At 66.3% G+C, this 22,778-nt stretch carries 21 protein-coding genes and 1 tRNA gene; 1 reads left to right on the forward strand and 21 read right to left on the reverse strand.

Going from position 1 to position 22,778, the window contains the following annotated elements; translation table 11 throughout:
- Nucleotides 1-16 precede the first annotated feature (16 nt).
- From nuoF to ACDC67_RS11385, 10 genes are all read right to left on the reverse strand, one after another.
- Nucleotides 17-1,312 (reverse strand): NADH-quinone oxidoreductase subunit NuoF, encoded by a 1,296-nt coding sequence (gene nuoF, locus ACDC67_RS11340; protein WP_376693228.1) that lies wholly within the window; start codon nucleotides 1,310-1,312, stop codon nucleotides 17-19.
- 363 nt (nucleotides 1,313-1,675) lie between these two features.
- Complete coding sequence (gene nuoE / locus ACDC67_RS11345) at nucleotides 1,676-2,203, reverse strand: NADH-quinone oxidoreductase subunit NuoE (RefSeq protein ID WP_376693230.1); 528 nt, start codon at nucleotides 2,201-2,203, stop codon at nucleotides 1,676-1,678.
- Entirely contained in the window at nucleotides 2,200-3,453 is a 1,254-nt protein-coding gene (locus ACDC67_RS11350) for an NADH-quinone oxidoreductase subunit D (protein ID WP_376693232.1), read from the reverse strand. Before ACDC67_RS11350 ends, nuoE begins: the two co-directional genes overlap by 4 nt.
- A complete protein-coding gene (locus ACDC67_RS11355) occupies nucleotides 3,450-4,175 on the reverse strand; it encodes an NADH-quinone oxidoreductase subunit C (protein WP_376693234.1) in 726 nt (241 codons plus the stop codon). Before ACDC67_RS11355 ends, ACDC67_RS11350 begins: the two co-directional genes overlap by 4 nt.
- Complete coding sequence (locus ACDC67_RS11360; RefSeq protein WP_459117374.1) at nucleotides 4,172-4,699, reverse strand: NuoB/complex I 20 kDa subunit family protein; 528 nt, start codon at nucleotides 4,697-4,699, stop codon at nucleotides 4,172-4,174. The genes ACDC67_RS11355 and ACDC67_RS11360 overlap by 4 nt, the downstream gene beginning before the upstream one ends.
- Nucleotides 4,700-4,707: 8 nt before the next feature.
- Entirely contained in the window at nucleotides 4,708-5,064 is a 357-nt protein-coding gene (locus ACDC67_RS11365) for an NADH-quinone oxidoreductase subunit A (RefSeq protein ID WP_376693237.1), read from the reverse strand.
- A 115-nt stretch (nucleotides 5,065-5,179) separates the two neighbouring features.
- Nucleotides 5,180-5,266: transfer RNA gene (locus ACDC67_RS11370), tRNA-Leu, on the reverse strand.
- A gap of 34 nt (nucleotides 5,267-5,300) precedes the next feature.
- Nucleotides 5,301-5,738, reverse strand: a complete 438-nt coding sequence (gene secG / locus ACDC67_RS11375) for a preprotein translocase subunit SecG (RefSeq protein WP_376693239.1) — start codon at nucleotides 5,736-5,738, stop codon at nucleotides 5,301-5,303.
- A gap of 29 nt (nucleotides 5,739-5,767) precedes the next feature.
- The gene (gene tpiA / locus ACDC67_RS11380; protein WP_376693241.1) at nucleotides 5,768-6,517 is read right to left on the reverse strand and encodes a triose-phosphate isomerase; all 750 of its coding nucleotides are present in this window, start codon (nucleotides 6,515-6,517) and stop codon (nucleotides 5,768-5,770) included.
- Nucleotides 6,518-6,624: 107 nt separating this feature from the next.
- On the reverse strand, nucleotides 6,625-7,197 hold the full coding sequence (locus ACDC67_RS11385) for a DUF2845 domain-containing protein (RefSeq protein ID WP_376693243.1): 573 nt from the start codon (nucleotides 7,195-7,197) through the stop codon (nucleotides 6,625-6,627).
- A 134-nt stretch (nucleotides 7,198-7,331) separates the two neighbouring features.
- Here ACDC67_RS11385 and ACDC67_RS11390 point away from each other — a divergent pair, with 134 nt between their 5' ends.
- Nucleotides 7,332-7,913 (forward strand): YceI family protein, encoded by a 582-nt coding sequence (locus ACDC67_RS11390; RefSeq protein WP_376693245.1) that lies wholly within the window; start codon nucleotides 7,332-7,334, stop codon nucleotides 7,911-7,913.
- 108 nt (nucleotides 7,914-8,021) lie between these two features.
- Here ACDC67_RS11390 and pmbA read toward each other — a convergent pair whose 3' ends face one another.
- The 11 genes from pmbA to leuS form a co-directional block, all read right to left on the reverse strand.
- Nucleotides 8,022-9,404, reverse strand: a complete 1,383-nt coding sequence (pmbA, locus tag ACDC67_RS11395) for a metalloprotease PmbA (RefSeq protein WP_376693247.1) — start codon at nucleotides 9,402-9,404, stop codon at nucleotides 8,022-8,024.
- A complete protein-coding gene (tldD, locus tag ACDC67_RS11400) occupies nucleotides 9,401-10,831 on the reverse strand; it encodes a metalloprotease TldD (protein ID WP_376693248.1) in 1,431 nt (476 codons plus the stop codon). Before tldD ends, pmbA begins: the two co-directional genes overlap by 4 nt.
- Nucleotides 10,832-10,865: 34 nt before the next feature.
- On the reverse strand, nucleotides 10,866-14,648 hold the full coding sequence (locus tag ACDC67_RS11405; RefSeq protein WP_376693250.1) for a YhdP family phospholipid transporter: 3,783 nt from the start codon (nucleotides 14,646-14,648) through the stop codon (nucleotides 10,866-10,868).
- A complete protein-coding gene (rng, locus tag ACDC67_RS11410) occupies nucleotides 14,645-16,117 on the reverse strand; it encodes a ribonuclease G (protein WP_376693252.1) in 1,473 nt (490 codons plus the stop codon). The genes ACDC67_RS11405 and rng overlap by 4 nt, the downstream gene beginning before the upstream one ends.
- A 93-nt stretch (nucleotides 16,118-16,210) precedes the next feature.
- Nucleotides 16,211-16,789: a Maf family protein gene (locus tag ACDC67_RS11415; RefSeq protein ID WP_459117373.1), complete on the reverse strand. Its 579-nt coding sequence runs from the start codon at nucleotides 16,787-16,789 to the stop codon at nucleotides 16,211-16,213.
- A gap of 251 nt (nucleotides 16,790-17,040) precedes the next feature.
- Nucleotides 17,041-17,502: a 23S rRNA (pseudouridine(1915)-N(3))-methyltransferase RlmH gene (gene rlmH / locus ACDC67_RS11425; RefSeq protein WP_376693254.1), complete on the reverse strand. Its 462-nt coding sequence runs from the start codon at nucleotides 17,500-17,502 to the stop codon at nucleotides 17,041-17,043.
- 1 nt (nucleotide 17,503) lies between these two features.
- A complete protein-coding gene (gene rsfS, locus ACDC67_RS11430; protein ID WP_376693255.1) occupies nucleotides 17,504-17,866 on the reverse strand; it encodes a ribosome silencing factor in 363 nt (120 codons plus the stop codon).
- Between the two features lie 54 nt (nucleotides 17,867-17,920).
- Nucleotides 17,921-18,595 (reverse strand): nicotinate-nucleotide adenylyltransferase, encoded by a 675-nt coding sequence (gene nadD, locus ACDC67_RS11435; protein ID WP_376693257.1) that lies wholly within the window; start codon nucleotides 18,593-18,595, stop codon nucleotides 17,921-17,923.
- A complete protein-coding gene (holA, locus tag ACDC67_RS11440) occupies nucleotides 18,592-19,611 on the reverse strand; it encodes a DNA polymerase III subunit delta (RefSeq protein ID WP_376693258.1) in 1,020 nt (339 codons plus the stop codon). The genes nadD and holA overlap by 4 nt, the downstream gene beginning before the upstream one ends.
- Nucleotides 19,608-20,117, reverse strand: coding sequence for an LPS-assembly lipoprotein LptE (locus tag ACDC67_RS11445; protein ID WP_376693260.1), 510 nt, complete (start codon nucleotides 20,115-20,117; stop codon nucleotides 19,608-19,610). The genes holA and ACDC67_RS11445 overlap by 4 nt, the downstream gene beginning before the upstream one ends.
- Nucleotides 20,117-22,705: a leucine--tRNA ligase gene (gene leuS / locus ACDC67_RS11450; protein ID WP_376693262.1), complete on the reverse strand. Its 2,589-nt coding sequence runs from the start codon at nucleotides 22,703-22,705 to the stop codon at nucleotides 20,117-20,119. Before leuS ends, ACDC67_RS11445 begins: the two co-directional genes overlap by 1 nt.
- Nucleotides 22,706-22,778: the final 73 nt, after the last annotated feature.

The raw sequence follows: 22,778 nt of genomic DNA on the forward strand, positions 1-22,778 counted from the left end.
GATTCCAGAACGAATCTCATGCCGCCTCCCCAACGCTGTCGGCAACCATGGATCTACCATGCTCCACGTAATACTCAAACTCCTCGCGGAAATGCTTGAGGAAGCCCTGTACCGGCCAGGCGGCGGCTTCGCCGAAGGCGCAGATGGTGTGGCCCTCGATCTGGGTGGTGACCGACGCCAGCGTATCGATATCTTCCATCCTGCCCTGCCCGGCCATGATGCGCTTGAGCATCCTGTACATCCAGCCGGTGCCCTCGCGGCACGGCGTGCACTGGCCGCAGGACTCGGCATAGTAGAAGCGCGCGATGCGCGTGCATGCGGCAACCATGTCGGTCGTCTCGTCCATGACGATCACCGCACCCGAGCCCAGGCCGGAGCCGGCCTTCTGGATGGCGTCGTAGTCCATGGTGAGATCCATCATGGTGTCGGCCGGCAGCACCGGCATCGACGAGCCGCCGGGGATCACGCCCTTGAGAGCGTGCCCGTTGCGCATGCCGCCGGCCATTTCCAGCAGTTCGGAGAACGGCGTGCCCAGCGGAATCTCGTAGTTGCCCGGCTTGTTGACATGCCCGGAAACCGAAAAGATCTTCGAGCCGCCGTTGTTGGGCTTGCCCAGTTCCAGGAACCAGTCGCCGCCGTTGCGCAGAATGGCGGGCACCGAAGCCAGGGTCTCGGTATTGTTGATCGTGGTCGGGCGGCCATAGACGCCGAAGTTGGCCGGGAACGGCGGCTTGAAGCGCGGCTGCCCCTTCTTGCCTTCGAGCGATTCCATCAGGGCGGTTTCCTCGCCGCAGATGTAGGCGCCGGCGCCGAGCAGGTTGTGCAGGTCCATGTCGATGCCCGAGTCCATGATGTTCTTGCCCAGGTAGCCAGCCTCGTAGGCCTCTTTCAGGGCCGCCTCGACGCGTTCGAAGGGCTCGTGATGGAACTCGCCGCGGAGATAGTTGTAGCCCACCGTCGCGCCCATCGAATAGGCGGCGATCGCCATGCCCTCGAGCAGTGCATGCGGGTTGTAGCGCAGTATGTCGCGGTCGTGGCAGGTGCCCGGCTCCGACTCGTCGGAGTTGCACACCAGGTACTTCTGCCCCGGCGCCGAGCGCGGCATGAACGACCACTTCAGCCCGGTCGGAAAACCGGCACCGCCGCGGCCGCGCAGGGCCGACTTCTTGACCGTCTCGATGATCTCTTCCTGGGGCGTCTTGTCCTTGAGAATCTTCTCCCAGGCCTGCCAGCCGCCGTGCTTGCGATAAGCCTCGAGCGTCCAGCACTGATCTTCATCGAGATGCGTAAAGCAGATGTTGTGTTCAGCCATTGGGGGTGCCTCCGGATGTGGGGGCGGGCAACTTCCCTGCGCGCGGCGTTAGATGAATCCGGGACTCGCCGAAAAGCCGGGACCCGGTACTCGGGACTCGGGACTCGCTAAAGATTCGGGACTCGGGACTCGGGACTCGGGACTCGCCGAAAAGCCGGGACCCGGGACTCGGGACTCGGGACTCGCTACTGATGTTTGCCACAGAACTGCTGGCGCATTGGCTCCGATCGGTGCCGCTTCGGTCCTTCGTTCGAACTCGGATGGTTCTTCCGAGTCCCGAGTCCCGAGTCCCGAGTCCCGATTCCAGAGCCTTCATAGCGGCACTCCCCTTCGACAACCGACTTGCCACACCGAAGCCACCCATCATTCCAACCCATCCAGAATCTCGTCAACCTTTTCGGGCGTGAGATGCTCGTGGTAGTGGCCGTCGACGATCATCATCGGCGCGCGCACGCAGGCGGCCAGGCACTCTTCCTCGCGCTTGAGGAAGATGCGACCGTCGGGCGTGGTCTCGCCGATGCGCGTACCCAGCTTCTTTTCCACGTGCTCGACGATCTTGTCGGAGCCGCAGAGCATGCACGAAATGTTGGTGCAGATTGAAATCGAGTGGCGGCCCACCGGCTCGGTCTCGATCATTGAATAGAACGTGGCCACTTCGTAGACCCACACCGGCGGCACCTCGAGGTAGTCGGCCACGCCATCCATGAGGTCGGTACTGACCCAGCCGCCGTTCTGGTGCTGGGCGGCAACCAGGGACTGGATGATGGCCGAACGCCGGCCCTCGACGCCTTCCGGGAACTTGGCGCGCCAATGGTCGATCGCCTGCTTCGTCTCATCGCTGAGCAGCTCGGCCTTACCGGCAACCGGACTGGTGGTGGCTTGATCCGTCATCGATCAATCTCCCCGAAAACAATGTCTTGCGTCGCGATGAGCGCGGCAATATCGGCCAGCATATGGCCCTTGGCCATTTCGTGCATCGCCGAGAGGTGGGCATAGCCCGGCGCCCGAAGATGCACGCGGAAGGGCTTGTTGGCACCGTCGGAAATCAGGTAGCAGCCGAATTCACCCTTGGGCGCCTCGACCGAGGCGTAGGTTTCGCCCTCGGGCACGCAGTAGCCTTCGGTAAACAGCTTGAAGTGATGAATGAGCGCTTCCATGTCGTCCTTCATCTCTTCGCGCGTCGGCGGCGCCACCTTGAAGTTGCGCACGATGACCTCGCCGGGATTCTCGCGCAGCCAGGCGATGCACTGCTTGATGATTTTCGCCGACTGCCGCATTTCCTCGACCCGCACCAGGTAGCGGTCGTAGCAATCGCCGTTGCTACCGACCGGGATGTCGAAATCGACTTCGCGGTACTTGGCGTAGGGCTGCTTCTTGCGCTGGTCCCACTCGACCCCGCAGCCCCTCAACATCGGCCCGGTAAAGCCCAGCTGAAGGGCGCGCTCCGGGGTGACGGCGCCGATGCCGACCGTGCGCTGCTTCCAGATGCGGTTGTCGGTCAGCAGGGTTTCGTAGTCGTCGACGCGGTCGAAGAAATCGTCGGTGAAGGCCTCGATGAAGTCCAGAAGCGAGCCCTCGCGCCACTCGTTCATCCGCGCGAGGTCCTTGCCCTTGCGCCACGGCGACTCGGCCACCTTGGGCATCTCGCCGGGCAGGTCGCGGTAGACCCCACCGGGGCGGTAGTAGGTGGCGTGCATGCGCGTGCCGGAGACCGTCTCGTAGACGTCCATCAGGTTCTCGCGCTCGCGGAACGCGTAGAGGAACACCGCCATGGCGCCGAGATCGAGCGCGTTGGATCCGATCCACATCAGGTGGTTGAGGATGCGGGTGATCTCGTCGAACATCGTGCGAATCCACAGCGCCCGAGTCGGCGGCTCGATATTGAGCAGCTTCTCGATCGCCATGACGTAGGCGTGCTCGTTGCACATCATCGACACGTAGTCGAGCCGGTCCATGTAGCCGATCGAATGGTTGAAAGGCTTGGACTCGGCCAGTTTCTCCGTGGCGCGGTGCAGCAAGCCGACGTGCGGGTCGGCGCGCACGACCGTCTCGCCGTCGAGTTCGAGAATGAGCCGTAGCACGCCGTGGGCAGCCGGGTGCTGCGGCCCGAAGTTCATGGTGAAGTTGCGAATCTCGCTCATGCCCCGGTTCCCTTCAGCTTGTCGTCGACGTAGCGGCTGTCGCGGCGCACTACGCGCGCGACGGTCACCCGCGGCTCGATCTCGACCGGCTCGTAGACCACCCGGCCCTTGTCTTCGTCGTAGCGAACCGTGACGTTGCCGATGAGCGGGAAATCCTTGCGGAAGGGGTGTCCGATGAAGCCGTAATCGGTCATGAGTCGCCTGAGATCAGGATGCCCCTCGAACACGATGCCGTACAGGTCGAAGGCCTCGCGCTCGTACCAGTTGACCGAGTTCCACACCTCGATCAGCGACGGCAGGACCGGGAAATCATTGTCCGGCGCAAAGCAACGCAGGCGCAGCCGGCGGTTGTGCTTGAGTGAAAGCAGATGAACAACGGCGGCGAAACGGTTCTGTATCTCGCCGGCCTCGGGGCGTTCCTCCCAGGAAAAGCGTCCCGGGCCGAGCTCGTCGGCCGCGCGGGAATAGCCCTGGCCGGTCGCCTCGGCCGTCTCCCATTCGTCGTCGCCGTAGCCCAGGTAGTCGACGCCGCACAGGTCGAGCAGCTGCTCGAACGACAGGTCGGGCTCGTCGCGCAGGAGCCAGGCTGCATCCAGCCAGTGATCGCGCGGAACCTCCACGGTCAACTGGCCGCATTGCTCGGTCATCGAGTCGATGCGCTCGCCCAGGATATCCTTCAGCGACTGGGCCAGCGCCTGGTTGCGGGATGAGAACTGGCTCATGATCGGGCGATGGTGTTGGTGCGACGAATCTTCTTGTAGAGCTGCAGCACGCCGTAGACCAGCGCCTCGGCGGTCGGCGGGCAGCCAGGGACGTAGATGTCGACCGGAACGATCCGGTCGCAGCCGCGGGTGACCGCGTAGGAGTAGTGATAGTAGCCGCCGCCGTTCGAGCACGAACCCATGGAGATCACCCACTTGGGATCGGGCATCTGGTCGTAGACCTTTCTGAGCGCCGGGGCCATCTTGTTGACCAGCGTGCCGGCGACGATCATCACGTCGGACTGGCGCGGGCTGGGCCGGAAGATCATGCCGAAGCGGTCGAGGTCGTAGCGCGAGGCGGCCGAATGCATCATTTCCACCGCGCAGCAGGCCAGGCCGAAAGTGACCGGCCACATCGAGCCGGTGCGCGCCCAGTTGATCAGCGCGTCGGCGCTGGTGGTCACGAAACCCTTCTGGAGCAGCGGGTTGTCGCCGCCGGGACGCAGGATGTCGTCAACCTGGCCCTCGGGGACCGGGTTGTGCATGATTTCGCTTATTCCCATTCCAGCGCTCCCTTCTTCCATTCATAGATGAAGCCGATGACAAGGATCAGCAGGAACACGCCCATCGCCACCAGACCGGTGATGCCCACGGTATCGAGCGCCACCGCCCAGGGAAAGAGGAAGGCGATTTCCAGATCGAAGATGATGAACAGGATGGCCACGAGGTAGAAGCGCACGTCGAACTTCATGCGCGAGTCCTCGAAGGCCTCGAATCCGCATTCGTAGGGCGAGAGTTTCTCGCTCGAGGGGCGTCGCGGCCCCAGGATGCCGCCGACCAGCAGCAACACGACACCCATGCCGAGCGCCATGGTCAAGAACAGCAGAATCGAAAAATAATCAGCGAGCATCGGTCTATCCTGCCAGTACGTCGATTATCGCGACCCTTGTCGCAGCGCTTGGAGCGGCGACTCGCGTCGCGTTGGCCGCCGCGCCCCCGGTGGCGGGGCGCCGGCATTGCTAAGATGGTGCCGAAGGCCGGACTCGAACCGGCACGACCGTTAGGTCACTGCCCCCTCAAGACAGCGTGTCTACCAATTCCACCACTTCGGCTATTGTCACTTATGCAGGAAAACCGCTGTTGACATCAGTCAAGGGCGGGCGGCTCTTCCTGTTGCTCCCCTTCGTCAGACTCTTCGTCCACGGGCACTTCGAGGAACGCCTCGTCGTCCGCCTGGTCGTCAGAGTCGGCTTGTCCGGAGGCGGCCTCGCCTTCGGACTGCTGCTCGGCAGACGGCTGGACCATCTGGCCGGCCACACCCAGGTCTTCAGCCGGCTGAGTGCCGACATTGCCCGAACGAGCGACCATCACGGCCATCGTCAGGCTGATGGCAAAAAAGGCCACGCCGAGCCAGCTCGTGAGCTTGGTCAGGAAGCCTGCCGCGCCGCGCGAGCCGAACACCGTGCCGGAGGCACCGGAGCCGAATGCGGCACCCATGGTGGCGCCCGGGCCGCGCTGAACCAGCACGACGGCGATCAGGGCCGCGGCCAGCAGGACATGAAGAACGATGAGAACCGTATACATCTAAAATCTCGTTTCGAAAACTGTTGGGTTCAGGCCGCCTGGTAGATCGCCATGAACGTTTCTGCCTGCAGCGATGCGCCGCCGATCAGACCGCCGTCGATATCCTCACAGGCAAACAGATCAGCAGCATTGTCGGGTTTGACGCTGCCGCCGTACAGGATCCTGACTCGGCCGGCTATTGTAGCATCCTCCGCAGCGAGCTGCGCCCTGATTGCCGCATGAACTTCCTGGGCCTGTTCGGGCGAAGCCGTCTGCCCGGTGCCGATCGCCCAGACCGGCTCGTAGGCCAGAATCGCACGCGAAATCGCCTGGATGCCGGCGGCCTCGATCACCGCGGCAATCTGCGCCCCGACCACTTCGCGGGTACGCCCGGCCTCGCGCTCCTCGAGCGTTTCGCCGACGCACAGGATCGGCTGCAGGCCGGCGTCCTGGGCGGCGACGAACTTGCCGGCCACCAGCTCGCTCGACTCGGCGTGAAGGGCGCGCCGCTCGGAATGGCCCACCAGCACGTGAGAGCAATTCCAGTCGGCCAGCATGGCGCCGGAAACCTCGCCGGTATAGGCGCCGCTGGCATGCTTGCTGAGATCCTGGGCGCCCAGCATGACCGGTGTGGCATCGACCAGCGAATCGACCAGGGGCAGGTACGGGTATGGCGGCAGCACCATGACCTCGGCCGAACGGTTGGGATCGAGACGGGCGAGAATGCCGCCGATGAGGCTGCGAATCTCGGGCTTGCTGCCGTGCATTTTCCAGTTGCCGGCGATCAGCTTGGTGCGCATGGTTCCACCGTAGAAGGCTCAACGAAGGACGCAGATTCTACTGCTTTCCGGCAGGGAGGATAAAGTGCGCGTGCAGGAAGGGTTGTTCAGAGCCCCCCCGACAGACTTCAGGGAATCGACACGCGGCGCAGCCGGCCGTCGACGAACAGCAGCTCGCGCGGCTGCAACCGGGGCCCGAAATCATAGGTCCAGATCCGGCGCTCGCCGGCCTGCTGCACACTCGAACCATAGTAGCCATGACGCCGCGGCGAGGGTATGTCGTAACTGTAATCCGGCAAACCGCAGCGAGCGAACACCTCCGCGATGGTTTCCCCGGCCTGGGTCAGGTCGCCCGGCCCGCAGCGGCGGCTGCCGGGCTCGTGGTTGACGCCGTAGCCGAGCTCGCGCACGCGTGAGAGGCGCCCGTTGACGAACTCGAGACGCCGCATGAAGTGCCTGGCGCCAAAGTTGAGCGTCCAGACCTCCACGCGCCCCACTTCCAGCACTCGCCCATGGCGATCGGCGACCAGGGGTTCGTCCCGGGATTCGGTCCAGAAGGGCTCGGGGCACTTGCGCGCCACTTCCCAGACCGGGTCGCCGACGCTGACGATGCGCTGGCCGCAATAGAAACCGTCGTTGACGCCCAGGGCGAGGGCGGGCGCGAGCAAGAGCAGGCCGAATGCGGAGGTCAGCAATTTCATACCATCTTCATTTTATCCATCGGCCATGAATACTCACTGAACGCCCTTCACGAGATCCTTGCCTGAATTCGGAGATCATCTGCGCAAATGCAATAATGGCCATACTGCAACACTCACCTGGAGAGACTTGCACCATGAAAAAGCAACTGATGACCGCAATTTTCGCCGCGAGCCTGGCACTTCCGCTGCAGGCCGCCGAGCGCTATACGATCGATACCGAAGGCATGCACGCCTTCGTTCAGTTCAAGATTTCGCACCTCGGCTACTCCTGGCTTTACGGCCGCTTCAACGACTTCGAGGGTGACTTCACCTTCGACCCGGAAGCCCCCGAGAATTCGGCCGTGCAGGCCACCATCCAGACCGCCAGCGTGGACACCAACCACGAACGGCGCGACCAGCACCTGCGCAACGACGACTTCCTGGACGTTGAAAACTATCCCGAGGCCAGCTTCGAGTCGACCGGCTTCGAACCCCTGGGCGACGATCGCTATCGCCTGAGCGGAGACTTCACCCTGCTCGGCGTCACCCGCGAGATCGAAATCCACGTGACCCAGATCGGCGCCGGCGAGGACCCCTGGGGCGGCTTCCGCCGCGGATTCCAGGGCCGCACCGAGCTGCCGCTGGAAGCCTTCGGCATCGACTACGACCTGGGCCCGGCGGCCAAGGAAGTCGAGATCATCCTCTCGATCGAGGGTGTGCGCCAGGAAGATTCCTGATCGGAATCTAGGGTTCAGAGTTCAGGATTCAGGTTTCAGGAAATCCACCTGGAGGTCGCCCGACCTCCTGAACCCTGAACCCTGAAACCTGAAACCTGAAACCTTTTCCTACCCCTCCTGCCCGGCCACAGTCATCGCGCCGACCAGCAGCGAGCCGGTACGAATGTTGTGGCGGGGATCCATGTCGGTGCCCGCCGCCACCAGGCCGGTGAGCATGTCACGCAGATTGCCGGCGATGGTGATTTCCTCGACCGGGGCGGCGATGCGGCCGTCCTCGACGCGGAAGCCGGCCGCACCGCGCGAGTAGTCACCCGTGACGATGTTGACGCCCTGCCCCATCAGCTCGGTCACCACCAGCCCCTCGCCCATTTCGGCCAGCAGCTCATCGAAGGAGTGCGTCGCGCCGGCCAACTCCAGATTGTGCACTCCGCCTGCATTGGCGGTGGTCTCCAGGCCCAGGCGGCGGGCGGAATAACTGCTCAGAACGTAGCGCGACAAAACGCCCGCCTCCACCAGCGGCGACTCCCGCGTGGCCACGCCATCGCCGTCGAAGCTTGCCGATCGCGCGGCGCGCGGCAGATGAGGACGCTCGACCAGCGAGGCCCATTCCGGCAGAACGCGCTCACCCACCGCGTCGAGCAGAAAGCTGCTGCGGCGGTAAAGGTTGCCGCCGGATACGGCGGCGACGAGGTGTCCGATCAGGCCGCGTGCCACTTCCGGCACGAACAGCACGGGCATCCGGCCGGTGCGAATCCGCTTCGAGCCCAGGCGGCGCACGCTGCGCCGCGCGGCCTCACTGCCGGTGATCTCGGGCGCGGCCAGGTCGGTCCAGCATCGCTGCGCATCGAAATCGTAGTCGCGCTGCATCCCGGACTCGTCACGCGCGATCAGGACGCAACTCTGCGAGTACGCCGTGCCGCGCAGGCGGCCGACAAAGCCGTGGCTGTTGGCGTAGACGGCCAGGTTCGCTTCGCTCGTCACGCTCGCGCCTTCGGAATTGGCGATGCGTTCATCGGCCTCGCGCCCCGCCTGCTCGATGACGCGCGCGCGCTCGACCATCTCGTCGAGCGGAATGTCTTTGGCATGCCACAGCTCCAGGTCAGGAAAATCGTTGGCCATCAGGCGTGCTTCGGCCAGGCCGGCCGCCCGGTCGGGCTGGGTATTGCGGGCGATTGCCAGGGCGCGGTCAACCGTCTCGTCGATCGCTTCCGGCCGCAAGTCGCCGGTGCTCGCACTGCCGCTGCACTGGCGCACGTAGACGGTGACCTGAACGCTGCGGTCGCGCGCCTCTTCGAGGGTTTCGACCTCGCCCAGGCGTACCGAGGCCTCCCGCCCCAGGCTCGAACCTAGGGAGACCTCGGCCTGCTCGGCGCCGCCCGTGCGCGCGCGCTCGAGCACATGCTGGGCGATCCCGACCAGCAGCTCGGTTTCCCGGTCCGGATCATGCAGCAGGGCGGCGTTGTCGGTGTCGGTCAATTCCCGGCGGCTCATCCCGTACCCCCGACGGTGAGTCCGTCGATCCGCAGGGTCGGCTGACCGACGCCGACGGGAACGCCCTGGCCTTCCTTGCCGCACACGCCGATGCCCGAATCGAGTTCGAGATCGTTGCCGACCATGCCCACGCGCGTAAGCACGTCGGGACCGTTGCCGATCAGGGTCGCGCCCTTGATGGGGGCCGCAACCCGGCCGTTCTTGACGCGGTAGGCCTCGGAGGCGGCGAAGACGAACTTGCCGGAAGTGATGTCGACCTGCCCGCCGTTGAAGCCGACCGCGTAGATGCCGTCGTCGACCGAGGCGAGAATTTCGCCCGGATCGTGCGCGCCCGGCAGCATGTAGGTGTTGGTCATGCGCGGCATCGGCAGGTGCGCAAAGGACTCGCGACGGCCGTTGCCGGTCGGCTCGGCACCCATCAGGCGGGCGTTGAGTCGATCCTGCATATAGCCGACCAGGCGGCCGTTCTCGATCAGGGTATTGCAGGCGGTGGGCGTGCCTTCGTCATCGATGCTCAACGATCCGCGGCGGTCAGCCAGCGTGCCGTCATCGACCACGGTGCACTGCTCGGTGGCGACCATCTCGCCCATGCGGTCGGCGAAGGCCGAAATGCCCTTGCGATTGAAGTCGCCTTCCAGGCCATGGCCGACGGCCTCGTGCAGCAACACACCGGGCCAGCCGGACCCGAGCACCACCGTCATGTAGCCGGCCGGCGCCGGCTCCGCGGTCAGGTTGATCGCCGCGACGCGCACAGCTTCGCGGGCGTGCTCCTGCCAGAATTCCGGATCCGTCACCGAGTCCATGCTCCAGCGCCCGCCGCCGCCGGACATGCCCTGCTCGCGCAATCCGTCCTCTTCCATCAGGACACGGATATCGAGCCGCACGAGCGGCCTGACGTCGCCGGCCAGCACACCGTCGGTTGCCGCCACCAGGATGGATTCGTGACTGGCCGAGAGGTTGACGCTGACCTGGCTGACGCGCGAGTCGAGGGAACGCACGTAGGCGTCGATGGTACGCAGCAGTTCCACCCGCTCGGAGGACTGCCCGCCGCCGACCGGGTCGTGCGCACCGTAGCGCGCCGGGGCAACGCGCGGCTGGCCGACCCGCACCATCCCATTGCCGCCCGAGCGAGCGATGGCGCGCGCGCTGCCGGTCGCATCGAGCAGGGCGGGCAGGGCCATCGAGTCGGCATAGGCAAAGCCGGTGCCGGCGCCGGCCACGGCCCGGACACCGACGCCCTGGTCGGAATCGAAACTGCCGCTCTTGACCGCACCGTCCTCGAGCATCCAGCCCTCGCTGATGCGGCGCTGGAAGTACAGTTCGCCGAAGTCGATCTGTGAGGAAACGAGCCGGCCGAGGGCCAGCTCCAGTTCATTTTCGCCTACACCGGCCGGGGCCAGCAGGCTGTCGAGTACTTGTTGATACATGGTGTCAAGGATATCCGGGCGCGGGTGAATGGTTTCAATCGAATGGAGCAGGAGATTCGTCTTCCTCGGGCGCTTCGTCCTCGAGCCGACGGTCTTCCGGCTCGGCCGCGCGCGCATCGATGAGTTCAACCTTCGGCGCCTCCCAGGAACCGGTGACCCGGTAGCGGGCCTCGCCGACGCCCTGCAGGGGGCGCTCCAGAAGGCTGCGCAGGATCAGTCCGGCGGCCGCACCCGCCGGCCCGCCGGCCAGGCCGCCAAGTACCGGCAGGGTGCCGCTCACCCCCGGCTCGACCAGCACGGTCTGATCGTAGCTGCGCGCGCCCAGGTCGGTCGTGCCGGTCACCGTGATGTCGGCAGCCGGGGCTTCCAGGCGCAGTCCATCGGTGCGCGCGACGCCGCCGGCCAGCTCGAAGGCCCCTTCGACCCGATCGAACTTGAGACCCTGGCTGAAGACATCGCGAAAGTCGAGCATCAGGCGCCGCGGCATGGCGCTGAGGCTGATCAGGCCGACCAGGCGACCCGCCCCCGGCTGCGCCTCGGGAATGGTGCCGTCGACCATCACGAGCCCGAGCGTACCGCTGAGCCGGGCGAGGGAAAAATCCATCGGCGCGCCGGTCCAGCGACCGTTCAGGTCCAGCTGTGTCCGCGCCGCGTCGAACTGCGTCTCGTAGCCCATCGTCGCCAGCAGCGACGGCAAGCGCGTACTGATCAGGCGGCCCTCGAACTCCGTGACGGGACCGGCTTCGGCAAGGATCCAGCGTCCGTAGCCGCTCAACTCCAGGTGCGGCCCGAGAACCTCGATGCGCTCGATCTCGATGCCCTCGCTGCGGGCATGGCTCTCGATACGAACACGCCCGAGCGGAATATCGCCGATGCGCAGGGACTCGATCAGCAGATGAATCGGGGGGAACTCGGTCGGCACGCGGGTTCGCGTCTGCCCCGGCACCGGGGCCCGGGCGAGGTCCCCGCTCGGCACTTGAGACGGCCTGCGGGACAGATCGACCCGCTCGAGGTCAACGGCGAGCACCCGCCCGGAGTCGACCGGCATGGGCAAGGTGATGTCGCCCTCGATCGACGGGCCGGACAGACTCATGCGCCATTGGGACGGCTCGCGATGCGCATCGAGTTCGACCTCCTCGAGGCTGAAACTGCCGTAGTCGAGTTGACCCAGCCCGATGCGGACACGCCCCGGCCGGGCGTCGCCGTCACCGTCACCGCCGGTCGTGGAGAAGTGCGAAAACCACTCGCTCCAGCCGGCCAGATCGAGTCGATCGACTTGCCCGGCCACATCGAAGCCGTTCTCGGCCGGCAGCGCCGGCGCGGACTGCCCCAGACCGGCGGCGACGCGCCAGCGCCCCTCGGCATCCTCGGCGGTCAGCTGCAGCAGCTGGGCCAGCCGGGCGCTGATCGTCATTCCGCCGGCCCGGGCCCGCAGGCTCAAGTCCAGCGGCATCGCTTCCCCGGCTTCCTTGTTCAGCGGCGGCGGCATATCCAGCGCCAGCCCGCGCAAATCGGAAGCCGCTTCCAGCTGCCAGCCACCATCGGGGTGACCATCGAGCCGAACCTGCCACTGGCTGCTGCCATCGACACGCTCGGTCAGCGCCGACCAGGGCGCGCGCTCGGGCAGCAGCCTGGCCGGTGGCAGGTCACCGGACAGGGTCAACCAGGCCGGTGACTCGAAGCCGGCCTCGATCTCGACCTCCGTCGCGCCGTCCAGCTGCAGGCGCGCCGGGCCAAGACCTTCGCGATCGAAGATGACGCGTCCCTCGAGGCCGGGAAAGCCCAGGTTGGCCGCCGGCAGCCCGAGGGTCGTTCCTTCGAACTCGGCGCTGCCGTCGAGCCGCCATTCGGCCATGCGGCGAAGCGGCAGGAACAGTTCGGTCGCGATCGAAACCGAGCCCGAAGCGCTGACCGGGTCCACGAAATCCGACCAGCCCTCGAACGGAAAGTCCCTGAGCAGGGTTCGAACTTCCCCGGCATCGACTTCATCCGCGGCCAGGGCGATGGAAATCTCCGGCTCGAGCAGGTCGCCGATGGCAATCTGCTCGGCGCTCACCGGCACCGGTCCCAGCGAGCCGCTGTCGACGCGCGCGATCATGCTGCGGCCGACAAAGTCGACCCGGCCGGACAGGCCGCGGGCGAGGGGCCAGTCTTCCCAGAAGTCGATATCGGCGCCGCGAAAATCGATCCAGGCCTGGAAATCGCCCGGGGCCCATTCGCGGAACTTGTGCCCGAGCCGGAAGTGGTAGTTGAGCCCGCCGGTTCCGCCGGACAGACCCAGCAAGGCGCGATCGAGCCAGTTCAGCGTCTTCGGCGGAATCTGGCCGGACGGCAACCAGGGTCGTGGATCGACGGCAGCGATGCGTTCGGCGTCGACACGGAAATCGAGGAAGGGGCGGCCGCCGCCCAGCCAGACCCAGCCGTCCGCCCTGCCCCGGGCTTCCGGACGCGTCCCCACTACGCCATCGAGCTGCACGGCCCCGGGCGAGACCACAACACGTCCTTCGATCGTTTCGATCGGTACCGGCTGGCGCATCTTCGCGGGCCAGTCGACGACCGGGCTGCCGGAAAGGGAGAGCTCGGCGCGGTCGCCGGCCAGGCCGAGATCCAGGTCCAGCCCGGACAGGCGCAGGCGGTCTCCCGGCATGTTCAGGCCCGCGCCCGCCACCGTGCCGTCCAGGCGGTGCAGCGCCCCCGGGTGCTGATAGAGCAGTTCGAGATCACGCACCTCACCGGCCAGGGAAGCCGGCCAGCGGCGCCAACCGGACAGCCAGCGCCCGAACACCTCGTGCAGCTGCGCCAGGTCAAGTTCGGGCACTTCGGCCGCCCAGAGCCGATCATCGTGCGCGATCACGATATCGCTGGCCAGCCGGCGACCGCCGCTTTCCAGCCGCAGCAACTCGGCATCGATGCGACGCCCGCGACGCTCCACGCGCAGCGCGCCGCCCAGGTCGAAGCCGTCGTTGCCGGCCAGCTCGAAACCCAGGTCCGCAGACCCGCCGTGATCGACGTGCCAGTCGAAGGCCAGATCCGCATCGAGTCGATCCGGCGGCAGGTTCAGGAAATCCGGCAGGATGCGATCGAGGCCCGGCGCTTCCAGGCGCAACCGGTTGAGGTCGATGTTACCGGTCAGGGACTGCAACCGGCCCGCCACCTGCTCACCCAGCAGCGACAGCGACAGCGCCGCTTCCGGCGCGGCGGCAAGATGCGCACGGGCAACCAGGGCCGTGCGATTGCCGCGACGCCGCAACTCGCCCTCGCTGATGACCAGGTCCAGGCGCGGGCCGCGCTGCGGGCTGATGCCGAGCTCGAGGTCCCGGACCACGAGATCGCCGGCCAGCGCCTGCCCGCCGCCTGGGTCGCCGGAAAGCCGCCCGCCCTCCTCCAGGCGCAGGCCCCATTGTCCGGCCTCGTCTTCGGCCAGAACGAGGTCGAGTCCGAGCAAGACCAGCCGGAACGGGTTGCGATCGGACCGCAGCAGGTCGGGCAGGTGAAGCTCGAGCCTGGCCTGCTCGACTTCGACCGTCGACGTCGCGCCCGAACCGGCACGCAGTCCTTCGAGGCTGATCCGCGGGGTAAGCCGCGGCCAGCTCGCCTGCACCCGCTCGATGGTGACCGGCTGACCCAGACGATCGGACAACTGGCTCTCGAGCCAGGGTGTGAGTTCGTCAGCATAGGGGATGAACAGGCGCCCGATACCGACGATCACGGCCGTGGCGATGATCACCACAGCCGCGATCGCAGCCAGCCACTGGCGCAATCGCCTCAGGATTCCGCGCGCTGAAGACGCCGGCTTGTCGATGCTGCGCTCGCTCAAAGCAGAACCACGTCGAACTGTTCCTGGTCGTATTGCTCTTCGGGCTGGAAATGAATGCTCGTGCCCAGTTGTTCGGTCAACTCGGCAATCGAACGATGATGCTCTTCGAGCATCCGATCGACCACCGCCGGACAGGCCATCACGCGCATCTGCCCGGTCTCGAACTGCCGCACCGCCCGCATGATCTCGCGAAAGATCTCCGAGCAGACCGTATCCACGCTCTTGACCCGGCCGCGTCCGTCACAGGCCGGACAGGGTTCGCACACGCGATGCTCGAGGCTTTCGGTGGTGCGCTTGCGCGTCATTTCGACCAGGCCCAGGGGGGAGATTTCCGAGACGGTGCTGCGGGCATGGTCGCGCGCCAGGGCCCGCTGCAGGGTCCGGAGCACCTGACGCTTGTGATCGTCCTCGGTCATGTCGATGAAATCGATGATGATGATCCCGCCCAGGTTGCGCAGCCGAAGCTGCCGGGCAATGGCCTGGGCCGCTTCGAGATTGGTCTTGTAGATCGTCTCTTCGAGGTTGCGATAGCCCAGGTAGGAGCCGGTATTGACGTCGACGGTGGTCATCGCCTCGGTCTGGTCGATGGTCAGGTGCCCACCCGACTTCAGCGGCGTGTTGCGATCGAGCGCGCGCTCGATCTCGGTTTCGACGCCGTACAGATCGAAAAGCGGCCGGTCGCCGTCGTAGAACTCGATGCGGTCGGCCCATTCCGGAAAGAATTCCCCGGCGAAGCGGACCGCGCGCCGGAAGGTTTCCGGCTCGTCGATGCGCACCTTCTCGATCTCGGCGTGCATCAAGTCCCGCAGAGAGCGATAGGGCAACGACAGGTCCTCGTAGACCAGCTGCCCGGCCGCAGCCTGTCCGGCGTCCGTCTCGATGCGCGGCCAGAGCCGGCGCAGGTACTTGAGATCACGCGCCAGCGCATCGACTTCAACGCCCTCGGCGTTGGTGCGGATGATGAAACCGTGCTCCGGTTCTTCGCCCGTCAAATCGCGCAGGATGTCACGCAGTCGCTCGCGCTCGGCCTCGAGCTCGATGCGAACCGAAACGCCCAGGCTCTGGATTCCCGGCAACAGCACCAGGTAACGCGACGGAATGCTCAACTGCGCCGTCAGGCGCGCACCCTTGCTGCCGAGCGGGTCCTTGACCACCTGCACCAGCAGGCGTTGACCCTGGCTGACCAGTTCGGTGATCGACGGAACGGGCCGCGCCTCGCCGTTTTCGTCCAGCTCGGGCTGCCGCGGCAGGATGTCGGCCGCGTGCAGAAAGGCCGTGCGCTCGAGACCGATATTGACGAAAGCCGCCTGCATGCCGGGCAGAACGCGCTCGATGCGTCCCATGTAGATATTGCCGACATAGCTGGCCTCGCCGCTGCGCTCGAGGTAAAGCTCTTGCAGCAGACCGCTTTCCACCACCGCCACGCGACGCTCGGTGGGCGAGACGTTGATCAGTATTTCGTCACTCACAGCCTGGAATACCGCTCGAAAAAGTCAGCAATCGGAAAGAATAGCACCGGCCCGGAGCGCGCAAGCTCACGCCGACCCGGCCGGAGGCGCATCTCAGACGATCAGGCCGGCCTCTCGCAACAGCTCGCCGGTCTCGAACAAGGGCAGGCCGACCACACCGGTATAGCTGCCCGACAACGACCGCACCCAGATACCGGCCGACCCCTGGATGCCGTAGGCGCCGGCCTTGTCGTGCGGTTCGCCCGAGGCGATGTAGCGCTCGACCCACTTCGCGGGCGGTTGCCCGAATTCGACCGCGGTGACGCTGAGGCGTTCGGCGATCTGGCCGCCGGGCGCCACCAGCACGACGGCCGAGAGCACCTGGTGCTCGCTTCCGGACAGCCGTTGCAACATATCGCGCGCCTCGGCGTCGTCGGCCGGCTTGCCCAGGCACTGCCCGTCATCGACAACGGCGGTATCCGAACCGAGCACGAAACGGTCTCCGGACCGTCGGTGGACGGCCAGCGCCTTATCCCGGGCCACGCGCCGCACGTAGTCTTCCGGCGTCTCACCCTCGCGTACCGTCTCATCGATATCCGCCGGCCGGACATCGAAGTCGATATCGAACAGCGACAGGAGTTCGCGGCGGCGGGGGGAGGCGGAAGCCAGGACAAGACGGTTGGGCTCATTCATGCGGATAGCTTTCTGGTTGGTTGGCTGGTTGGCTGGTTGGCTGGTTGGCTGGTTGGCTGGTTGGCTGGTTGGCTGGTTGGCTGGTTGGCTGGTTGGCTGGTTGGGCAGGAGTGTAAATTGCTTTTCGGATGACGCATCAAGTCTATCCGGAGGAACCCGATCAAAGAGCGCCCTGCCCGTTGGTCGAAGCCGAACCAGCTAACCAGCAAACCAGCAAACCAGCAAACAAGCCAACCAGCAAACTTCGGGCGTCATGCCCGATGATAAGGATGCCCACTCAAGATCGTCGAAGCCCGATAAAGCTGCTCGGCCACCAACACCCGAACGAGCATGTGCGGCAGCGTGGCCGGGCCCAGGGACCAGCGCTCGTGGGCACGCTCGAGCAGCCGCGCGTCCAGGCCGTTGGCGCCACCGATCAGGAACCAGACCGGCTCGCCGTCGAGCTGCCAGTGTTCCAGCCGGCCAGCCAGCTTTTCGGTCGACCAGGGACGGGCGGTGATTTCCAGGGCGACGATTCGCGCGCGGGGAGGCAGCTTGTCGAGCAGGCGCTCGGCCTCCAGCGCCGACTCGCGCCCCGCTCCGGCCTTGCCCGCCACCGGCACTTCAATGAGCCGCAGCGGCAGGTGCGATGGCATCCGCCGGGCATACTCCTGCCAGCCGTCGGCCACCCAGGCGGGCATGCGGGTGCCCACGCCGGCAACGACCAGGTCCACTTCAGGCCTGGGCGCGTGTCGCCGGCGGTGCCGACCAGAGCTTTTCGAGGTTGTAGAAGGCGCGTGTCTGCGGCTGCATGACGTGGACGATCACATCGGCCAGGTCGACCAGCACCCAATCGGCCGAGTCGGCGCCTTCCACGCCAAGCGGCCGGATACCCTGTGCCTTGGCACGCTGAACCAGCCTTTCGGCCATGGCCTTGACCTGGCGGGACGAAGTGCCCGAGGCAATCACCATGTAGTCGGCAAAGCTGCTGCGCTCGGACAGATCGATGACCTGGATGTCCTGGGCCTTGGCGTCCTCCAGGACGGTGACGGCGAGATCCCGCAGTTCCTGCGGGTCGAGCAGATCCTTTTCGCTCAACGAATCATCCATGATTGAACACGACGCGTATTTTACGCTTAGTTGGCGCCGCTTTCATCCGGTCTTTCCCGGCTTGCCGGTCGCTGCGCCGGATCGCCGGTAGAGACCGTGCTTGCGGATGTAGGCCAGCACCGTCGACGGCAGGAGAAAACGTGGATCGCGGCCCTCGGCAAGCTGCCGGCGAATGTCGGTCGAAGAGATGGCCAGCTGCGTCACGCCGAGATAACAGACCCGGCCCGACGCGGCTTCCATCAGCTGGCCCGGGCGGCGCACGCGCCGCTCACGCAACAACTCGGCCACCTCGCCCGCATACTTCGGGCGGCTGCGCGGGCGCTTCATCACCAGCAGGTGGGCCAGGTCGAGGAGTTCGCGCCAGCGATGCCAGCCGCTGAGCTGGTTGGCGGCATCCTGCCCCAGGCAGAGGATGATCGGCCGCGAACCGGCTTCCTGTCGGATCGTCGCCAGGGTCTCGACCATGTAGGAAGGCCCGTCGCGGCGCACCTCGCGTTCGTCAACGGTGAGGTCGGAATACGGCGCAAGCGCCAGCTCGAGCATGGCCAGTCGGTGATAGGCCTCGGCGCCGGTGTGGTCGCGGTGCGGCGGCTGACCCGCCGGCAGCAGCCGAAAGTCGTCGGCGGACAGCTTCTCGCACACCTCGGAGGCCGCCCGGAGGTGCCCGTAGTGAACGGGGTCGAAGGTGCCCCCGAAAATGACCGTGGCCGCCTTCATGCCGCGCAATACTCCAGCCGGTTGGTGGCCAGGGCAACGCACAGGCGCTCGAGCCGCAGCCAGAACATTTCGCGACCGCTGGACTTGGACAGCTGATCGAGATCGGACAGCTGGGCCAGGGTCCGGCGCACCACCTGCGGCGACAGGCGCCGGGCCGCGTCGGCCACGGGCTGCTGCCGGCTCTTCCAGATGCCCAACTGCGAGAAGGCCTGGCCGGGCGGCAGCTGGCGCGAAAGCATCTGGAAACTGCCGATGGTCTGCAGTTCGCGCGCCAGCGCACCGACGATCAGGGGCATGGGTGTGTCGGACTCGCGCAAGCCCCGGATGCAGCGCACGGCCGCGCCCGGCTGGCCGGCAAACACCAGCTCGATGAGGCGGAAACTGTCGAACCTGGCGCTGTCGGCAACGGCCGCGCGCACGCGCTCGAGATCGACCTGTCCGCCGGGGTAGAGCAAGGCCAGGCGCTCGATCTCCTGGGCGGCGGCCAGCAAGTTGCCTTCCAGGCGCTCGGCCAGGAATCGGCAGGCGGCCTGGTCGCCGCGAATGCCGCGGCTCGACAGGCGCTGGGTGATCCACTGCGGCAATCGTTGCGGTTTGACCTTCCAGCAGGGCACGTAGACACCGGCCGAGTCCAGGGCCTTGACCCAGGCCGTCTTCTCGCTTCCCATGTCCCAGGCATCGCACTTGACCAGCAGGATATCGTCACCGTCGCGCTCGACGAACTCGCGCAACGCCGCCGCGCCCTCCCGCCCGGGCTTGCCCGAGGGCAGGCGCACTTCGACCAGGCGCTGGCTGGCGAACAGCGAGCCGGTCTCCGTGGAGCTGCCCAGCTGGCCCCAGTCGAAGCGCCCGTCGGCTTCCAGCACCACGCGTTCGGCCACGCCGTGCTCGCGCGCGGCCGCCCGGACGGCGTCGCAGGCTTCCTCGATCAGCAACGGTTCCTGGCCCGCGACCAGGTAGACGCGATCCAGGCCCTGCCTGAGGCGCTTCGTCAGCTTCTCGGGAAAAAGTTTCACGGTTGCGCGCCGTCGACAGGCGCCCTGAACGCCTCCAGGCGCCGGATCATCTGATCGGCCATGGCGCGGCCGAGATCATCGCGCAGGAACTCTTCCTCGCGCTGGGCGGCCAGGATCTCACCCTCGTCGAAACTGTAGTCACGCGTCAGGCGGAGGGTGGTGCGCTCGAGCGCCTCCTCGCCGTCTGCATCCTCCAGGCGCCAGCTCACCTCGAAGACGATCAGGAACTCGCGCACCCGCGCCTGCCCGGAGACCGACAAGGCCTGGCGCCGGATATTCTGCGAATCGATCCGCAACGTGGCGGCCCGCGGCGACGGTTCGTCGACGATCTCGATGCCGTTGGCCTCCAGCAGAAGCCTGAGTTCACGCACGAAAACGGTGCTCTCGTCGGCCACCGCGATGTGCGTGCGCTCCATGAAACCCGGCAGGCGGGCATCGCCCCGGAGCTGGAAGCCGCAGGCGGCCAGCAGCGCCACCATCAGCAGGATGCCGATCGCGCGTCGCATCAGCCGACCACGATATTGAGCAGCTTGTCGGGTACCAGGATCACCTTGCGCACGGTCTTGTCCTCGACATGGCGGGCGACGTTCTCGTCGGCCAGGGCCGCGGCCTGGACGCTGTCGCGGTCGGCGCCCGGGGCCACCTCGACGCGTCCGCGCACCTTGCCGTTGACCTGGACAACCACGGTCACGGCGGCGCGCTCGAGCGCCGAGTCGTCGACCTGCGGCCAGCCGGCTTCGAAGACGGATCCTGCGTGCCCGAGATCGCGCCACAGCGCTTCGGCGATATGCGGCGTAACCGGTGCGATCAGCCGGACCACGGACTCCCACGCTTCCTGCATCAGCTCTCGGCCCGGCGCGTCGCCGGCCTCGAAGCGCTGCAGCTCGTTGCAGAACTCCATGATCGCCGCGATCGCGGTGTTGAAGGTCTGGCGCCGGCCCATGTCGTCGCCCACCTTGCCGATGGTCTCGTGCAGGCGGGTGCGCAGCTCGCGCGCGGCGCCCTCGAGGCCCTGGGGGCGGCAACCGGGCAGCGCGCCATCGGCGACGTGCGCCTGGACGCCGGCGAACAGGCGCTTGAGGAAACGCCAGGCGCCTTCCACGCCCGCCTCGGACCACTCCAGGGACTGCTCCGGGGGTGCGGCGAACATCGAGAACAGGCGCACCGTGTCGGCGCCGTAGGCGTCCACCAGGGCCTGCGGATCGACGCCGTTGTTCTTGGACTTGGCCATCTTCTCGATACCGCCGGCCTCGACCGGCTCACCGTCGCTCTTGAGCACGGCGCTGAGAATTTCGCCCTTGCCGTCGCGCTGCACGTCGACGTCGGCCGGGTTGAACCAGCTCTTGCGGCCTGACTCGTCTTCACGGTAGTAGGTCTCGGCCAGCACCATGCCCTGGGTCAGCAGCCGCGCAAAAGGTTCGTCGACGCTCACCAGGCTCTCGTCGCGCATCAGCTTGGTCCAGAAGCGCGCGTACAGCAGATGCAGGATGGCGTGCTCGATGCCGCCGATGTACTGGTCGACCGGCATCCACTGGTCGGCACGTTCGTCGACCATGGCGTCGTGGTTGTCCGGCGAGGTGTAGCGCAGGAAATACCACGACGAGTCGACGAAGGTGTCCATCGTGTCGGTTTCGCGCTTGGCCGCCGCGCCGCAATTCGGGCAGGGCGTGTCGAGAAAGTCGGTGTGCCGGTTGAGCGGATTGCCCGAACCGTCGGGAACCAGCTCCTCGGGCAGCACCACGGGCAGATCCTCGTCGGGCACCGGCACGTCGCCGCAGTCGGGGCAATGGATGATCGGAATCGGGCAGCCCCAGTAGCGCTGGCGCGAGATGCCCCAGTCGCGCAGGCGAAACTGCGTGCGGGCGCGGCCGGCATTCTTCTTTTCCAGCTCGGACACGATGGCCTCGAAACCCTTGGTCCAATCGAGTCCGTCGTAGCGGCCGGAATTGACCAGGTGCCCCGCCTTTGCTGCGTAGTCGTCGTGCCAGTTGCGGTCGTCGTATTCGCGACCCTCGGGCAGGCTGATCACCTGCCGGATGGGCAGGCCGTACTTGTTGGCGAACTCGAAGTCGCGCTCGTCGTGGCCGGGCACGGCCATGATCGCGCCCTCGCCGTAGGCCATCAGCACGTAGTTGGCGACCCACACCGGCAGCTCGTCACCGGTCAGGGGATGGATGGCTTTCAGGCCGGTGTCCATGCCCTTCTTTTCCTGGGTGGCGATGTCGGCTTCCGAGACCCCGCCCTTCTGGCACTCGGCGATGAAGGCGGCCAGCTCGGGATCGTCGTCCGCGGCCTTCTTCGCCAGCGGGTGCTCGGCGGCGACGGCCATGAAGGTCGCCCCCATCAGGGTGTCGGGCCGGGTGGTGAAGACCTTGATGGTCTCCAGGCCGCAACTGAAGCTGATCTCGGCGCCTTCACTCTTGCCGATCCAGTTGGCCTGCATGGTGCGCACCCGCTCGGGCCAGCCGTCGAGGTCGCCCAGGCTCTCGAGCAGCTCGTCGGCGTAGTCGGTGATGCGCAGGTAGTACATCGGGATTTCGCGCTTTTCCACCGGCGCGCCGGTGCGCCAGCCCTTGCCGTCGATGACCTGCTCGTTGGCCAGCACGGTCTGGTCGACCGGATCCCAGTTGACGGTACCGGTCTTCTTGTAGGCGATGCCGCGCTCGAGCAGGCGCAGGAAGAACCACTGGTTCCACTTGTAATACTCGGGATCGCAGGTGGCCAGCTCGCGCTCCCAGTCGATGGCAAAGCCCAGCTGTTTGAGCTGGCCGCGCATGTGTTCGATGTTGTCGCGCGTCCACTTCGCCGGCGGCACACCGTTGGCCATGGCGGCATTTTCCGCCGGCAGGCCGAAGGCATCCCAGCCCATGGGCTGGAGCACGCGCTTGCCCTGCATGCGGTGGTAGCGCGTGATGACGTCGCTGATGGTGTAGTTGCGCATGTGACCCATGTGCAACTTGCCGGAGGGATAGGGAAACATGCTCAGGCAGTAGAAGCGCTCGCCGTCGCCGGACTCGGCACGGTCGACGTTGTGCGCTCGCCAGGAGCGGCGAACGGCCGGCTCCAGTTCGCCGGGTCGGTAGCTTTCAGTCACCTTAGAAATCGATCCCGAAGGGTTGCAGGTTAAAAACAGGCGCCGCCCCGAGGACGGGGCGGCGCGGGCGCAG

It is taken from the genome of Wenzhouxiangella indolica, assembly GCF_042310355.1.
Taxonomy (GTDB): Bacteria; Pseudomonadota; Gammaproteobacteria; order Xanthomonadales; family Wenzhouxiangellaceae; genus Wenzhouxiangella.

Coding starts and splice junctions, on each gene's coding strand:
- tpiA (WP_376693241.1), bottom strand. CDS start 6,517: ATGCGCACCAAGCTGATCGCCGGCAACTGGAAAATGCACGGCAGCAAG.
- secG (WP_376693239.1), bottom strand. CDS start 5,738: ATGTATACGGTTCTCATCGTTCTTCATGTCCTGCTGGCCGCGGCCCTG.
- tldD (WP_376693248.1), bottom strand. CDS start 10,831: ATGTATCAACAAGTACTCGACAGCCTGCTGGCCCCGGCCGGTGTAGGC.
- nuoE (WP_376693230.1), bottom strand. CDS start 2,203: ATGACGGATCAAGCCACCACCAGTCCGGTTGCCGGTAAGGCCGAGCTG.
- ACDC67_RS11365 (WP_376693237.1), bottom strand. CDS start 5,064: ATGCTCGCTGATTATTTTTCGATTCTGCTGTTCTTGACCATGGCGCTC.
- ACDC67_RS11350 (WP_376693232.1), bottom strand. CDS start 3,453: ATGAGCGAGATTCGCAACTTCACCATGAACTTCGGGCCGCAGCACCCG.
- ACDC67_RS11415 (WP_459117373.1), bottom strand. CDS start 16,789: ATGAATGAGCCCAACCGTCTTGTCCTGGCTTCCGCCTCCCCCCGCCGC.
- ACDC67_RS11385 (WP_376693243.1), bottom strand. CDS start 7,197: ATGAAATTGCTGACCTCCGCATTCGGCCTGCTCTTGCTCGCGCCCGCC.
- nuoF (WP_376693228.1), bottom strand. CDS start 1,312: ATGGCTGAACACAACATCTGCTTTACGCATCTCGATGAAGATCAGTGC.
- ACDC67_RS11360 (WP_459117374.1), bottom strand. CDS start 4,699: ATGCACAACCCGGTCCCCGAGGGCCAGGTTGACGACATCCTGCGTCCC.
- ACDC67_RS11390 (WP_376693245.1), top strand. CDS start 7,332: ATGAAAAAGCAACTGATGACCGCAATTTTCGCCGCGAGCCTGGCACTT.
- ACDC67_RS11445 (WP_376693260.1), bottom strand. CDS start 20,117: ATGCGACGCGCGATCGGCATCCTGCTGATGGTGGCGCTGCTGGCCGCC.
- pmbA (WP_376693247.1), bottom strand. CDS start 9,404: ATGAGCCGCCGGGAATTGACCGACACCGACAACGCCGCCCTGCTGCAT.
- nadD (WP_376693257.1), bottom strand. CDS start 18,595: ATGAAGGCGGCCACGGTCATTTTCGGGGGCACCTTCGACCCCGTTCAC.
- ACDC67_RS11355 (WP_376693234.1), bottom strand. CDS start 4,175: ATGAGCCAGTTCTCATCCCGCAACCAGGCGCTGGCCCAGTCGCTGAAG.